A 14,422-nucleotide genomic window follows, 5' to 3' on the forward strand; every position below is an offset into this window, starting at 1 on the left:
GCCATCTGCCTACCGAGCGGTAGACATCTGGCGGTCGGGCTCCGGCGTCAGACGGCGGCGAGCGCCCGGTCGAGGTCGGCGAGCTGGACCCGCGAGCCCTCGAGCCCCACGGACAGCCGGACGAGCCCGGGCGGCAGGCCGTCGGCCGCGAGCCGGTCGGCGTTGTCGGCCCGCACCGGTGAGCTGACGAGGCTCTCGTAGCCGCCCCAGCTCACCCCGATCCGGAACACGCGCAGGGCGTCGACGAACCGGGACACGGCCTCGAAGGAGCCGTCGCGCAGCTCGAGGCTCAGCAGCCCGGAGAAGCCCGTGAGCTGGCTGCGGACGAGGTCGTCGTCGGGGCCGGGGGCCGCGTACGGGTGGTGCACCGCCGCGATCGCGGCGTGGGCCTGCAGGTGGTCGACCACCCGCAGCGCGTTCTCCTGGTGCTGCTCCATCCGTACGGGCAGGGTGCGCAGGCCGCGCAGCACGAGCGACGCCTCCATCGCGGACATGACGGCGCCGAAGAGCTGGTGCCCGCGGTAGAACACCTCGCGGACCAGCCCGGCCGACCCGACCACGGCGCCGCCGACGACGTCGCTGTGCCCGCCCACGTACTTGGTGAGCGAGTGGACGACGAGGTCGACGCCCAGCTCCAGCGGCTTCTGGAACAGGGGCGTGGCCCACGTGTTGTCGATGGCGGTGAGGACGCCGCGGCGCCGCGCGGCCGCCGTCAGCGCCCGCAGGTCCACGAGGCGCATGAGCATCGTGCCCGGGCTCTCCACGTACACGAGCGCCGTGTTCTCCCGCAGGTGGCTCGCGACGTCGGCACCCGGGTCGGTCACGACCGTGTGCTCCACGCCGAAGCGCTCCAGGTGCCGCGCCAGCTCGAGCGTCGGGCCGTACACGTTGTTCACGAAGAGGACGTGGTCGCCGCTGCGCAGCAGGGCGCCGAACACCGCCCCGATCGCGCCCATGCCCGAGCCGAAGCACTTGGCCGCCTCGCCCCGCTCCAGCAGGGCGAGCTGCCGCTCGAGGAAGGCGACGGTCGGGTTGGTGCCCCGGCTGTAGACGAAGTTCTCGTGCTCGGCCGCCTGCTGCCGGGCGAGCTCGGCGAACGAGTCCTTGGCGAACAGGCTGGTCTGGAAGACCGGCGGCGCGATCGCGCCGGGCTCGTGGCCGGGCCCGGTCCACGCCGCCGCGCAGATCTCCCGGTCGGCGTCGCTGACCGTCATCGCTCCCCCGTCACGGCGCGCCGGATCTGCTCGATCGGCACCTTCGGCTCCCGGTCGGCGGTGAGCAGGCCGTTCGTCTCCTGCATGGTGTCGGTGAGCTGGGTCCAGCACGACCCGGCGAGGAAGTCGCTCGCCCGGACGGCGTCGTACAGGGCCGTGATCCGCGCGACCCAGTCGTCGCCGTCCGCGGCGCTGGTGTACCCCCAGCCGTCGGCGCGCGCCGCCCCCGGCTGGTAGTTCACACCGCCGAACTCGGTGAGCATCACCGGCTGCCCGGCGTCGGCCCATCCCGCCACGAGCTGCCGCCGGCCCGACGGCGCGATCCCGGTGACGATCCGCTCCCGGGCGGCGTCGTCCGCGTAGCTGCGCGCGAGCGCCGCGCCGTCGCCCTCGTAGTCGTGCACGGTGACGATGTCGGTGTTCTGCTGCTCCCACCCGTCGTTGGAGATCACGGGGCGGGACGGGTCGAGGGCGCGCGTGAGGTCGGTGAGCGCGCGGGAGTAGGCCTGCTGGGCCGGGTCGTCCGCGACGTGCTGGATGCCCCACGACTCGTTGAACGGCACCCAGGTGACGATCGACGGGTGCGAGACGTCGCGGTCGACGGCCTCCATCCACTCCCGGGCGAGGCGCTGCACCGCGGTGGGCGAGAACTCGTACGCGCCGGGCGTCTCGCCCCACACGAGGATGCCGAGGCGGTCGGCCCAGAACAGGAAGCGCGGGTCCTCGATCTTCTGGTGGACGCGGCACGCGTTGAACCCGAGCTCCTTGACGAGCTCCGCCTCGCGGCGCAGCGCGTCGGACGACGGCGCGGTGAGGTGGCTGTCGGGCCAGTAGCCCTGGTTGAGCACGGACCGCACGTCGTAGGGCTGCCCGTTGAGCAGGAACGCGCCGTGGGCGACGCCGATGCTGCGGACGCCGATGTAGGAGGAGACGGCGTCGAGCAGCGCGCCGCCGGCGTCGTGCACCGACACGACGGCGTCCACGAGCCGCGGCTTCTCCGGCGACCAGGTCAGCTCGTCCTCGGCCTGGCCGTTGCGCTGCCGGGCGATCGGCACGGTGACGTCCACCGTCGAGGTGGCGCGGACGGTCGTGACCTCGACGGCGCCGAGGTCCTCGTCGCGCTCGTCGAACCGCAGGGCGACCCGCACCCGCGACCCGGGCACCACCGGGCCGCGGAACCGGACGGTGAGGTCGACGGCGGACGGCCCGGCGGGCACCCAGCGCAGGTGGTCGACGCTCGTGGTCGGCACGGCCTCGAGCCACACGGTCTGCCAGATGCCGGTGGTCCGGCGGTACCAGATGGCGTGCGCGTCCTCGTGCCAGTCCTGCTTGCCGCGGGGCTGGGTGAGGTCGTGCGGGTCGTCCTCGGCGCGCACCACGAGCCGGTGCTCGGTGCCGTCGCCGAGGTGTGCGGTGAGGTCGAGGGTGAAGGGCGTGTGGCCGCCCTCGTGCGCGCCGACGAGGGCGCCGTCGACCCACACGGTGGCGCGGTAGTCGACGGCGCCGAGGTGCAGCAGGACCCGGGGCGCGGCCGCGGACCGGCCGGCGGCCTCGAGGTCGGCGGGGCGGATCGTCCGCGCGTACCAGACGACGGGGTGGAACCCGGGCTCCGCGATCCCGGAGGCTACCGACTCCGGCGGGAACGGCACGGTGATCTCGCGGCTGTCGGCGGCGTCGGCGGCCCAGCCGGACGCCCAGCCGGCGTCGAGGCCGGCGTCCGCGTCGTCGTGGCGGAAGTCCCACGGGCCGTCGAGCGACGCCCACCGCTCCCGCAGCTGCTGCGGTCGCGGGTACGTGCCGTCCTGGCGGGAGGCGAGAGGGAGGCGGTCGAGCGCGGTGCCGGCGTCGGCGGCGGCGTGGGTCGTCGTGGTCACGGCGCGACTATACAGCGCTGTAAATCCGAGGTCCACGGACGCTACGGTGATCCCCGTGAAGAGAGTGACGCTCCAGGACGTCGCGACGCACGCGGGCGTGTCGATGAAGACTGTGTCCAACGTGGTCCGGGACTACCAGCACGTCAGCCCGGCCATGCGCGAGCGCGTGCAGGCCGCCATCGACGAGCTCGGCTACCGGCCCAACCTCCGGGGCCGCAGCCTCGCGACCGGTCGGTCGTCCATGCTCGCGCTGGCGTTCCCCGACCTGCGCCGGCCCTACTTCGCCGAGCTGGCGCACGTCTTCGCCCGGATCTCGGCGGCGCGCGGCTACCGCCTGCTGCTCGAGGAGACGGGCGGCACGCCCGACGGCGAGCGCGCCGTGCTGCGCGACCGCGAGGCCGGGATCGTCGACGGCGTCATCCTGCACCCGCAGGCGCTGAGCGCGGCCGACCTGGCGACGTATCGGGAGGACACCCCGCTCGTCTTCCTCGGCGAGGACCCGCAGCCGTCCGGCGCCGACCAGGTCGCCATCGACAACGTCGCCGCCGCGGAGCAGGCCGTGACGCACCTGGTGCGGCTCGGCCGCCGCCGCATCGGCTTCCTCGGGCACGAGACGGGGCCCTGGTCGTTCACGTCGACGCTGCGGCTCGACGGGTACCGGGCCGGCCTCGAGCGTGCCGGGCACCGGTTCGACGAGACCCTCCTCGTCGCGCGGGCCGAGGGCGACGCGCTCGGGGCGGAGGCGGCGCTGGGCGACGCGCTCGACGCCGGGCTCGAGATCGACGCCCTGCTGTGCCGCGACGACCTGGCGGCGATCGGTGCCCTGCGCGCGCTGCGCGTCAGGGGGCTGGACGTGCCAGGAGACGTCGCCGTCGTCGGGTGGGACGCCACGGTGCTCACCGCCAGCACCGTCCCCAGCATCACCAGCGTCGCGCCGGACACGGTCGAGCTCGCCTCCCGCGCGCTCGACCTCCTGCTGGAGCGCGTCGACGGGCTCGACGTCCCCGGCCGCCACGTGACGGTCGGGCACGACCTGCGCGTGCGCGAGAGCGCCCCCGAGCCCGGGGGCGCCCCCGCCTGATCAGGCCGCGGTGTCCACGACCGTCGCGAGCAGCTCGACGACCGCGCCGCGGACATCCTGGGGCAGCCCCACGGTGTCGAGCTCGGCGAGCCGCTCGACCGTGCCGCGCCCGCTGGTCACGACCTCCCACGCCGCGAGCTTCTCCGGGTTGCCGGTCTGGGCGCGCTCCAGCACCGTCCGCACGGCCTCGGCCGGGTCGACGCCGACGCGCAGCGGCGCCCCGACGCGCACCACGGCGCCCGTGCCGGACGGCGCGGTGAACGACACGCTCCAGCGGCCGTCGCTTCCCGTCACCGGCACCGGGCGGCCGTCCACGGTGACCTCGGCGTCGGGACGCCGCGCGAGGAACGTGACCGTCCACTCACGGCTGGCGGGCACGACGTCGGCCCGGCCCTCCACGGCGCCGACGCGCAGCTCGCGCGCGTCGCGGTCCCAGACGAGCGGCGTCACGGCCGCGGGCCCGGCGCCGGCGGCCGGGTCCACGACGTCGCCCTCGTCGTCCTCCGCGAGGTCGAGCCGCCCGCTCGCGCCGGGGGCGACGAGCACCTCGAAGCCCGCCGGGTTGCGGGTGGCGTCCCGCTCGGCGGCGGCCGCGAGCGGCAGGATCCCGCCGTCGCGCAGCAGCACCGGCACCGACTCGAGCGGCCGGTGCAGCTCGACGTGCCGGTCGCCCGCGTAGACCGCCCCGGTGAAGACGTCGGTCCACCGGCCCGCGGGCAGCCACGCCCGGGTGCGGCTCAGCAGCGACACCCGGCTGCGCGGCGTCACGACCGGCGCCACCAGCAGCTCGCTGCCGAAGGCGAACTGGTTCGGCACGGAGTAGGCCTCGCCCCGGTACGGCTCGAGGTGATACATCGGGCGGACGAGCGGCGTGCCTCCCGCGGCCCGGTGGTTCATCGTGTGCAGGTACGGCACGAGGCGGTGCCGCAGCCGCAGCGCCTCGCCCATGGCCTGCCGGTGCTCGGCCGGGAACAGCCACGGCTCCTTGCGGATGAACGGGTTGTTCGCGGAGTGCAGCCGCATGATCGGCGAGAGGACGCCGAGCTGCACCCACCGCGTGGCGAGCTCGTCGTCCCGCACCCCGCGGGTGTGCCCGCCGACGTCGTGGCTCCACCAGCAGTACCCGATGTTCGCGGCCGTGGCCGTGAACTCGGGCTGGAACGCGAGCGACTCCCAGGACACGACGGTGTCGCCGGAGAACCCGACCGCGTACCGGTGGCTGCCGGGGCCGGCGTAGCGCGAGAACGTCATGCCCGGGCCGCCGTGCCGCGCGGCGTCGAGGTGGTGGAAGTGGTTGAGCAGCCACAGCGGGTCGACGCCGCGCAGGCCCGACGTGCGCCCCTGCTGCCAGTCGATCCACCAGAAGTCCACGCCCTGCTCCTCGAGCGGGTGGTGCAGCAGCTCGAAGTACGCGCGCACGAACGCCGGGTCGGTGAGGTCGAACGGCACGGGCGCCTCGGTCGCGGGGTCGATCCCCACCGCCTCGGCCACGGCCGGGTAGGCGTCCTCGAACGCGCGCACGCCGTCGGCGGGGTGCAGGTTGAGGGTGGTCCGCATGCCGCGGTCGTGCAGCGCCCCCAGGAAGGCCGCCGGGTCCGGGAACAGCGTGGGCTCCCAGGAGTACCCGGTCCAGCCGTTGCCGTGCTGCGGCGGGACCGTGCCCACCCGGTGCCAGTCCATGTCGATGACGGCCACGGAGAACGGCACGTCCTCGTCGTCGAACCGGTCCATCAGCTCGAGGTACGAGTCCGCGGAGTACGGGTGGTACCGGCTCCACCAGTTGCCGAGCGCCCAGCGCGGCAGCCGCGTCGGCGCGCCGGAGACGGCGTAGAGCTCGCGCACCGCGCGGGCGTAGTCGCGCCCGTGCGCGAAGACGTAGAGGTCGCGCCCGCCCGCCGCCCGCGTGCCGACCCCACCGTCGTCGGCGAACAGGAACGACTCCGTGTCGTCGACCACGCCGATGCCGTCCGGGGACACGACGCCGGCCTCGAGCGGGATGCGCCCGTCCGCGTCGTCGAGCGTGCGCGCCGTGCCGCCGAGGTCGTGCGTGGGCTCGCCGTAGCGCCAGCGCCCGGAGTCCGTGCCGCGCAGCTCGACGACCAGCCCGTGCGCGGACGGCTCCCGCCCGTCGTAGCGCAGCCACGCGTGCGCGGTCGTGATCTCGACGCCCTCGCCCCACGGCCGGGCGGTGAACTCCGACTCCCCGAGGTCACGCCGCACGGCGAACGTCGAGGCGCGGTCCTCGAAGCCGCCGTCGGGCGACCACTCGACGCGGAACAGGCAGTCGGTGAGGACGGTGACGCGCCAGCCGGCGCCCCGCACCTCCTGCTCGGGGCGGGCCTGCGGTGCCGCGCCGGGCAGCGGGCGGACGACGGGCAGCGCCGGCGTCGTGTCGACGGTGTCGGTCACGGGGACTCCTCGGGTGGTGCGTGCGGTGCGGTGGTGCCGGCGCGGTGGTGCCGGGGCGGTGGGGCCGGGGCCGGACAGCTCAGCTCTTGACGGCGCCCTGGGTGATGCCGCTGATGACCCACCGCTGGGCGATGAGGTACACGACGATGGTGGGCGCCATCGCCATGAGGTACGACGCGAACGCCACGTTGTAGTTGGTGCCGAACTGGCTCTGGAAGATGTTCTGCACCACGGGCAGCACCTGGAGCGTCGGGTCGGACACGATCATCGACGGCAGCATGAAGTCGTTCCACGACGCCAGGAAGGCGAAGATGCCGACCGTCGCGATCATCGGGCCCAGCAGCGGCAGGATGATGCGCCAGAAGACCTGCCACGTCGTCGCGCCGTCGATGCGGGCGCTCTCCTCCAGCTCGACCGGGATCGAGCGCAGGTAAGCCGAGAACAGCAGCACGCTGAACGCGAGCTGGAACATGGCGTGCAGGATGGCGACGCCCAGAGGGTTGTCGAGGCCCGTGAGCGCGGTGAGCTTGATCTCCGTCAGCGCGATCACCGGGAACGGCAGGAACATCGACGCGAGCAGATACACGAACGACCAGCGGAAGAACCGGTGCGACCAGTACCGCACGATGGCGTACGACGCGAGCGAGCTCAGCAGCAGCGTCAGGGCCACGGTGAGCGCCGCGACGCCGACGGAGATGCCGAAGGAGACGGGGAACCGGGTCAGCTGCCACGCCTCGGCGAAGCTCGCCGGGTTGAACGGCGCCGGCAGCGCGAAGGCGTTGCCGTCCACGGACTGCTCGCTGGTCTTGAACGCCATCGTGACCGTGACGTACAGCGGGGCGAGCACGGTGAGGGAGCACAGGGCGAGCGCGACGGTCAGCGGCCAGCCGGTGCGGCGGGTGCGGTCCGGACGGCGACGGCGGTCGCCGGACGGCGCCGGGGCGCGCCTCTCGGGCGCGACGGCGGTGGCGGTGGCGGTCACAGGCGGATGTTCCTTCCACGGGAGACGACGAGCTGCAGCACCGAGATGAGCACCGTGATCACGAAGAAGACCGTCGCGTTGGCCATCTGGTAGGCGTAGTCGCCGCCCGTGAAGCCACCGAAGATCGTCATCGCGACGCTGCTCGTCGCGTTGCCCGGCCCGCCGCCGGTGAGGCCGACGATGATGTCGTAGACGCCGAGGTACCCCTTGATCCCCAGGATCGTGTTGATGAGCACGAAGCCGGCGATGAGCGGCAGGGTGATGGAGCGGAACTGCCGCCACGGTCCGGCGCCGTCCAGCGAGCTCGCCTCGTACAGGTCGTGCGGGATCGACGTGAGCCCGGCCGTGTACACGAGCAGGGCGCCCGGGATGGTCTGCCAGGCGGACACGACGACGATGGCGAGCCACGCCAGGTCCGGGTTGCCGAGGATGCTCTGGGACAGCGGGTCGAGACCCACCGCCGTGGCGAAGGCCGGCAGGGTGTTCGAGAACAGGTAGTTGAAGACGTAGGCGACGACGATCCCGGAGACGACCATCGGGATCACGAAGATGGCCCGCAGCCCCGCCGCGAAGCGGATGCGCTTGGACAGGCCGATCGCGAGCACCAGGGCGATCACCTGTGCCACGACCACCGTCACGACCGCGAAGCCGAGGGTGAACCCGTACGCCTCCCGGATGCCGGGATCGCCGAGCAGCGCGGTGTAGTTGCGCAGGCCCAGGAAGCTCCAGTTCCCGAACCCGACGTAGTCGGTGAAGCTGTAGAAGATGCCCACCAGCGCCGGGACCACCACGAACGCGGTGAACACGAGCAGCGCGGGGACGAGGAACAGGTAGGCGATCGGCTCGGGGCGCCCGTGCCGTCGACGCCGGCCGACGGGTGCGGCCGGGGTGGTGGGGGCGGTCGTCGTGGTCATACCGTGGCCTCCCGGCTCGCGAGGCGGCGCCAGTCGGCGTCGAGCTGGTCGAGCATCGCCTCGAAGTTCCCCGACCGGATCGCCTCCTGCAGGTAGTTGCCCAGCGGGATGGACGTGGGGACGAAGGTGCCGGCGCCCTGGTAGAAGGCGGCGGAGTCGACGTACTGCTGCAGGCCGGCGAGGCGTTCGTCCTGCTGCGCAGGCCCGTCGGTGAGCGTCGAGTACGCGAGGTTGTCGGCGTTGTAGGCGTTGAGGATCTCAGGGCGCATGAGGAACTCGACGAGCTCGACGGCCTCCTCGCGGTGCGCCGTGTCGACAGGGATGTAGAGGCAGAGGTCGATGTTCACGCGGGCCTGGCGCTCGTCGGGGTCGTCGCTCACCGGCAGCGCGAACGTGCCGACCTCCAGGTCCTCGTCCACCATGGCGATCTGGCTCAGCGCCCACGGGCCCTGCAGGTACATCGCGGCCTTGCCCTGGCCGAACGCGAGGTTGCCGTCGGCGTAGCCGCGCACGGCGTGGTCCGGGTTGAAGAACGACGAGATCGTCTTGGCGCGCTCCATCGGGACCGCCAGCGTCTTGGCGAACGAGACGTCCGAGTCGGGCCCGACGTCCGTGCCGAGCTCCTTCATCCGGCCGAAGAACTCGCCCGGGTCGACGAGGCTGCCGACGGAGTAGTCGAACAGGCCCTGCCACAGCGTCCAGGTGTCCCGGTCGGTCGCGTAGATCGGCGTGACGCCGGCCTTCTGCAGCGCGGTGCAGACGTCGACGAACTCGGTCCACGTGGTGGGGACGGGGAGGTCGTGCTCGGCGAAGATCGCCTTGTTGTAGATGACCCCGGCGGCCGCCAGCGAGTACGGCAGCACGCTGGTGCGCCCGGCGTAGGTGGCGTACTGGTCCGTGAGGTCGCTGATGTCGGTCCGCACGGTGGCCGCCGACGGCAGCTGCGACAGGTCGCTCATCTGCCCGCGGGAGATGTAGCGGGCCAGCTCCAGGTTGTCGTTGAAGCAGCCGACGTCTCCCGGCTCGCTCCGCACGAACTGGGGCGCGATCGCCGTCGTCGAGTCGTGCACGACGCGGATGTGCGGCTGCTCGCGCTCGAACTGCCGCAGGAGCTCGTCGAAGTAGGCGATGACCTCCTGCTTCTGCTCGTAGAAGGTGATCTGCGTGCGGCCTCCGCCGCCGCCCGGCGTGGCACACCCCGCCAGCGGGACGGCCGCCAGCACCCCGGCGGCTCCCGCAAGGAACGAGCGCCGGCTCACCGTCCTCGGCGGACCGGCCATCGTCTTCGATCTCACGCGACGTCTCCTTCGACCACGATCGGCACCGTCTCGGCAACGGGCCGCAGTGAACATACAGCGCTGTAAATTGGGGGTCAAGGTCGCTGGTCGCGGTCGCCGTCCCGGGACCGCGGCCCTAGCCTGGCGAGCGATCCACGGCGTGCACCCGGCGGAGGGCGGCGGACGGTGACCGAGAACGACAGCACGAGCGCGCGGCGCCGCCTCCTGCGCGTACGGCTCCCGAGGTTCTCGCTGCGTCGTCGGTCCCTCGAGGGCGAGCCGGTGGTGGACGCCGCGTCCGAGCGGCTGCAGGAGTTCCTGGTGCTGCTCGGCGGAGCGCTGCTCACCGTCGGGACGGCCGCCACCGACATCCAGCACACGCTCAAGCGCGTCGCCGTCGCGCTCGGGTCGCCCCAGACCACGCTGTTCGTCTTCCCGACGCTGATCCTCATCCGGATGCCGGGCGACACGGAGACCCGGTTCGACGTCGCGGAGTCGGCGGGCGGCGAGGTCCGCTTCGACCGCGCCGCGCAGGTCTACGCCGTCGTGGACGACGCCGTCGCGGGCCGGATCGACGCGTCCGAGGGCGTCGAGCGGCTGCAGCGGATCCGGGACGCGCACCCGCGGTTCCCCGGGTGGGTGCGCACGGCCGGGCACGGGCTGGCCGCGGCGGGGCTCGGGCTCGTGCTGCTCGGCGGCAACCCCGTCAGCCTGCTGTACGCGTTCGTCCTCGGCGTGCTGGTGGGCGCGATCAAGCTCACCGTCCGGCCGGGCACGTACGCCGCGACGCTCCTGCCCGTCGTCACCGCGTTCGTGCTGGCGCTGCTCGTCTTCGGGCTCGCGGACACCGCCGTCGTCAGCGAGCCGCTGCAGGTGCTCGTGCCGCCGCTCGTCACACTGCTGCCCGGGGCCGCGCTCACCACGGGGGTGCAGGAGCTCGCCGCCGGGGACATGGTGGCCGGCTCCAGCCGCCTCGTGTCCGGCCTGGCGCAGCTGCTGTTCCTCGCCTTCGGGATCCTCGCGGCCCTGGCGATCACCGACGTGCCGAGCTCGGCCGCCCTCGCCTCGTCGCCCACCACCCTCGGCGCGTTCCAACCGTGGATCGGCGTGCTGCTCTTCTCGGTCGGCATCTTCCTGTACCACTGCGGGCCGCCGCGGTCGCTCTTCTTCCTCACCGTCGTGCTGCTGGTCGCCTACGGCGGTCAGGTCGTCGGCGCGACGGTCACCAACGGCGTCTACAGCGGCTTCCTCGGCGCGGCCGCGCTGACCCTGTGCGCGTACCTCGTGCAGACCGTCCGGGGCGCGCCGCCCGCCGTCGTCTGCTTCCTGCCCGCGTTCTGGCTGCTCGTGCCCGGCGCGACCGGGCTGATCGGCCTCACGCAGTCCGCCGGCGGGGCCGCCGTCGCCTCCGCCAGCCTGACCACCATCGCCGGGTCGATCGTCTCCATCGCCCTCGGCGTCCTCGTCGGCACGGCGCTGTACCGGCAGATCTACACGATGGCGCCCGCGCGGTGGGGCCTGCGACCCACGTGACCGGCCGGTCGGGGCAGCCCGTCGTCAGAGCAGCAACAGGTTCAGCGCCGCGAGCGCCACGAGCACGGTGACCAGCCGCTCGAACAGCTGCTGGTCCACGTGCCCGATGACGCGCCGCCCGATCCACGTCCCGACCAGCACGACCGGCGCCAGCACCGCCCACAGCGCCACCGTGTCCGCGCGCACGATGTCCACCCCGACGGCGACCGGCAGCTTGATCACGTTGACCGTGAAGAAGAACCATGCCGTCGTGCCGAGGAACCGCCACTTCTCGTACCGCGCGGCCAGCAGGTAGAGGCTCATCGGCGGCCCGCCGGCGTTCGCGACCATCGTCGTGAACCCGGCCAGCCCCCCGTAGCCCAGGGTGGCGGCGCGCGTGTCGGTGCGCAGGTGGTCCCGCCACAGGTTGAGCACCAGCAGCGCCAGCAGGATGCCGCCGATCGTGCGCCGCATGACGTCGTCGCTGACGGCGGTGAGGAAGAACGCGCCGAGCGCCACGCCCACCAGCACCGGCGCGAGGAGCCGGCCGATCATCCGGAAGTCGGCGTGCTTGCGGTAGGCCCAGATCGCGACGAGGTCGCCCGTGAGCAGGAGCAGCAGCACCGCCCCGGTCGAGTCCTTGGCCGGGATGACGAGCGCCATCAGCGCCGCCGCGATCATCCCCAGCCCGCCCAGCGCCGTCTTGGAGAAGCCGACGAGCAGCGCCACCAGCGCGGCGACGGCCCACCCGGTCCACGGCAGGCCGGCGATCAGCGGGGCGGGCTCGAGCACCCGGGCAGCGTAGTCGTCAGCGGCGTCCCGGACCGCCGACGTTCACCGCACGCGGTCGTAGACCACGGCGACCTCGCCCCGCTCCCCCACCTCCTGGGAGGTGAGCGCCCACGTGGAGCCCGGCAGGCCGTCGACGAACAGCCGCGCCCCGCTGCCGGCGATCACGGGGACGACCAGCAGGTACAGCCGGTCGAGCAGGTCCGCCGCCAGCAAGGGCTGGATGACGCTCGCGCTGCTGTTGACGAGGACGTCGCCGTCCCCGGTGCCCTTCAGCTCCGTGACCACCTCGGCGGCCGGGGCGTCCACCACGCGGGCCCGCTCCCACGGCGCGACGGTCAGCGTGCGCGAGAGGACGACCTTCTCCGCGTCGACCAACCATCGCGCGTACGTGCGGTCGCGCGGGTCGGCGGCCTCGTCGTCGGCCACCGACGGCCAGTAGCCCAGGAACCCCTCGGCGTTGACCCGGCCGAGCACCGCCGTCGTCGCGCCCGCGCACATGCGTGCCATGTGGTCGCGCGCCGTGTCCGTGGCCACGTAGGGCAGGAAGGCGGCGAAGTCCGCCGGCCCACCGGGGCCGTGGTACCGCCCGTCGAGCGAGAGGCTGAGGTTCGCCGCCACCGTGCGGCCGGTCGAGTGCGTCATGTCGTGCTCCCTCCGGGTGCCGCCTCCCGGCACCCACATCCCTGGGACGGAGGCGAGGCGGCGTTCTCGACATCCGGAAGGAGGTCGGCCGGTCAGACGTCGAGGTACCCCGTCCGGTCGGCCTCGGTGATCTCACGCCGGACGGTCGCCGGCACGCCCGCCGCCACGGTGTGCGGCGGCACGGAGCGGGTCACGACGCTGCCCGAGCCGATCACCGCCCCCTCCCCGATCGTCACCCCCTTGTTGATCGTCACCCCGCCGCCGACCCAGACGCGGTCCTCGATGACGACGGGCTGGGCGTAGCAGGCGCCGGCGACGCGCTCGCCCGCGTCGAGGGCGTGGTTGGTCGTGTAGATGCCCACCCGCGGCCCGAGGAGGACGTCGTCGCCGATCGTGATCCTGCCGCCGTCGAGCATGATGCAGTCGAAGTTCGCGTGGAACCGGTCGCCGACGCTGACGTTGTACCCGAACTCGCAGCGGAACGTCGGCAGCTCGGGAGTCGAGCCTCGGACGGGCGCCGCCCTCGCACGTCGTGGACCGAGCCGCTCACCCGAGCAGGTGGCGCAGGTAGCGCCCGGGCGCGTCGAGGAACGCGCGCCAGTGCTGCACGAGCTCGAGGTCCTCCCACGTCGTCGGGCGCAGGCCCCACGGCCCGACCTCCAGGATCGTCGCGCCGGGCAGCGCCGCCAGCACCGGCGAGTGCGTGGCGCACAGCACCTGCCCGCCGCGGCCGGCCACGTCCGCCAGCACGCTCATGAGGCTGAGGGTCGAGGCGAAGCTCAGCGCCGCCTCGGGCTCGTCGAGGCAGTACAGGCCCGATCCGTCGAACCGGGACTCGAGGACGGCGAGGAAGGACTCGCCGTGGCTCATCTCGTGGAACACCGGGTCCCTCGGTCCCGGGTGCTCCTCGAGGAACGTGTACCAGCCGTGCATCGTCTCGGCGCGGAGGAAGAAGCCCCACCGCCCCGACCCGACGCCACGCTGCAGCCGGACGGCGCGGTGCAGGGGCGACTCGGAGTCGCGTGTCGAGTGCCGCCCGTGCGCGGTGCCGCCCTCGGGCGAGAGGCCGTAGGCGACAGCCACGGCCTCCACGAGCGTCGACTTGCCGCTGCCGTTCTCCCCGACCAGGAACGTCACGCCTGGAGGGAGGTCCAACCCGTCGCGCAGCAGCTGGTCGACGGCGGGGATGGTGCGCGGCCACACGCCGGCGGGCAGGGGACGTTCGGCGTCCGGCGCGACCCGGACCACCGGCGGCTGCGAGAAGTCCACGTGGGCATCATGCCTGGGCGGTCGGAGGGAGGTGAGGTGGCACTCCTGTCGACGACCGCCCACAGGATCACAGGGCGAGCGGCTCCATCGAGCTGAGGACCTTGCCCTTCTCCCGTGCGTACGCGATCTCGCGGCGTGTCGCTTCTCCGACGTAACCGCCTTCGCTCACCACACGGACCTCGTCCGCCATGTCGATCCGCCTGAGGTGCAGCTCGCCCAGAGCCTCGCGCCGGGGTGGCGTCAGCTCCTCGTCGATCGGTTCGGGACCGAGCACGATCACGCCTCGGGATGTCAGCCGTCGCCGCTCCGATTCAAAGAGGCTCTGGAAGCGCAGCGACCCGCACAGGCACACCACCCGTGGCCGTCCAGCAGCGCCCACGCACATCCCCTCTGAACCATGCCACTAGGTCAGGAGCGCGCCATGCTACATAGGCGCGGGTTCGTGAAACCTAGGTG

General features: G+C 73.1%; 13 protein-coding genes. 2 read left to right on the forward strand and 11 right to left on the reverse strand.

Annotation, left to right across the window (positions count from 1 at the left end; translation table 11 throughout):
• Positions 1-47 precede the first annotated feature (47 nt).
• Together B5Y66_RS10015 and B5Y66_RS10020 are read right to left on the reverse strand one after the other, a co-directional pair.
• Positions 48-1,214: a trans-sulfuration enzyme family protein gene (locus B5Y66_RS10015; RefSeq protein ID WP_079574017.1), complete on the reverse strand. Its 1,167-nt coding sequence runs from the start codon at positions 1,212-1,214 to the stop codon at positions 48-50.
• Positions 1,211-3,088 carry a glycoside hydrolase family 2 protein gene (locus B5Y66_RS10020; RefSeq protein ID WP_079574020.1) on the reverse strand — a complete coding sequence of 626 codons (1,878 nt, stop codon included), beginning with the start codon at positions 3,086-3,088 and terminating at the stop codon, positions 1,211-1,213. Before B5Y66_RS10020 ends, B5Y66_RS10015 begins: the two co-directional genes overlap by 4 nt.
• 55 nt (positions 3,089-3,143) lie before the next feature.
• On the opposite strand from B5Y66_RS10020, the gene B5Y66_RS10025 reads away from it, so the two are divergent.
• A complete protein-coding gene (locus tag B5Y66_RS10025) occupies positions 3,144-4,169 on the forward strand; it encodes a LacI family DNA-binding transcriptional regulator (RefSeq protein ID WP_079574464.1) in 1,026 nt (341 codons plus the stop codon).
• On the opposite strand, the gene B5Y66_RS10030 is transcribed toward B5Y66_RS10025, so the two are convergent.
• The 4 genes from B5Y66_RS10030 to B5Y66_RS10045 form a co-directional block, all read right to left on the reverse strand.
• A complete protein-coding gene (locus B5Y66_RS10030; protein WP_079574022.1) occupies positions 4,170-6,578 on the reverse strand; it encodes a glycoside hydrolase family 31 protein in 2,409 nt (802 codons plus the stop codon). It lies immediately after the preceding gene.
• A gap of 79 nt (positions 6,579-6,657) precedes the next feature.
• Positions 6,658-7,560, reverse strand: a complete 903-nt coding sequence (locus B5Y66_RS10035) for a carbohydrate ABC transporter permease (RefSeq protein ID WP_079574024.1) — start codon at positions 7,558-7,560, stop codon at positions 6,658-6,660.
• Positions 7,557-8,474 (reverse strand): carbohydrate ABC transporter permease, encoded by a 918-nt coding sequence (locus tag B5Y66_RS10040; protein WP_079574026.1) that lies wholly within the window; start codon positions 8,472-8,474, stop codon positions 7,557-7,559. Before B5Y66_RS10040 ends, B5Y66_RS10035 begins: the two co-directional genes overlap by 4 nt.
• Positions 8,471-9,769: an ABC transporter substrate-binding protein gene (locus tag B5Y66_RS10045; RefSeq protein WP_245807034.1), complete on the reverse strand. Its 1,299-nt coding sequence runs from the start codon at positions 9,767-9,769 to the stop codon at positions 8,471-8,473. The genes B5Y66_RS10040 and B5Y66_RS10045 overlap by 4 nt, the downstream gene beginning before the upstream one ends.
• A 168-nt stretch (positions 9,770-9,937) precedes the next feature.
• Here B5Y66_RS10045 and B5Y66_RS10050 point away from each other — a divergent pair, with 168 nt between their 5' ends.
• Positions 9,938-11,284 (forward strand): threonine/serine exporter family protein, encoded by a 1,347-nt coding sequence (locus B5Y66_RS10050; protein WP_176168837.1) that lies wholly within the window; start codon positions 9,938-9,940, stop codon positions 11,282-11,284.
• A gap of 24 nt (positions 11,285-11,308) precedes the next feature.
• Here B5Y66_RS10050 and B5Y66_RS10055 read toward each other — a convergent pair whose 3' ends face one another.
• The 5 genes from B5Y66_RS10055 to B5Y66_RS10075 all read right to left on the reverse strand — a co-directional run bounded on the left by B5Y66_RS10055 (position 11,309) and on the right by B5Y66_RS10075 (position 14,345).
• Positions 11,309-12,055 (reverse strand): sulfite exporter TauE/SafE family protein, encoded by a 747-nt coding sequence (locus tag B5Y66_RS10055; protein WP_245807035.1) that lies wholly within the window; start codon positions 12,053-12,055, stop codon positions 11,309-11,311.
• Between the two features lie 42 nt (positions 12,056-12,097).
• Complete coding sequence (locus tag B5Y66_RS10060) at positions 12,098-12,697, reverse strand: dihydrofolate reductase family protein (protein ID WP_079574032.1); 600 nt, start codon at positions 12,695-12,697, stop codon at positions 12,098-12,100.
• A gap of 92 nt (positions 12,698-12,789) precedes the next feature.
• Entirely contained in the window at positions 12,790-13,113 is a 324-nt protein-coding gene (locus B5Y66_RS23130; protein WP_079574034.1) for a DapH/DapD/GlmU-related protein, read from the reverse strand.
• Between the two features lie 130 nt (positions 13,114-13,243).
• Complete coding sequence (locus tag B5Y66_RS10070; protein ID WP_079574036.1) at positions 13,244-13,966, reverse strand: AAA family ATPase; 723 nt, start codon at positions 13,964-13,966, stop codon at positions 13,244-13,246.
• 67 nt (positions 13,967-14,033) lie between these two features.
• Entirely contained in the window at positions 14,034-14,345 is a 312-nt protein-coding gene (locus tag B5Y66_RS10075; RefSeq protein ID WP_245807036.1) for a hypothetical protein, read from the reverse strand.
• Positions 14,346-14,422: the final 77 nt, after the last annotated feature.

The organism is Krasilnikoviella flava, assembly GCF_900167525.1.
In the GTDB taxonomy this organism is placed as follows: Bacteria; Actinomycetota; Actinomycetes; order Actinomycetales; family Cellulomonadaceae; genus Isoptericola; species Isoptericola flavus.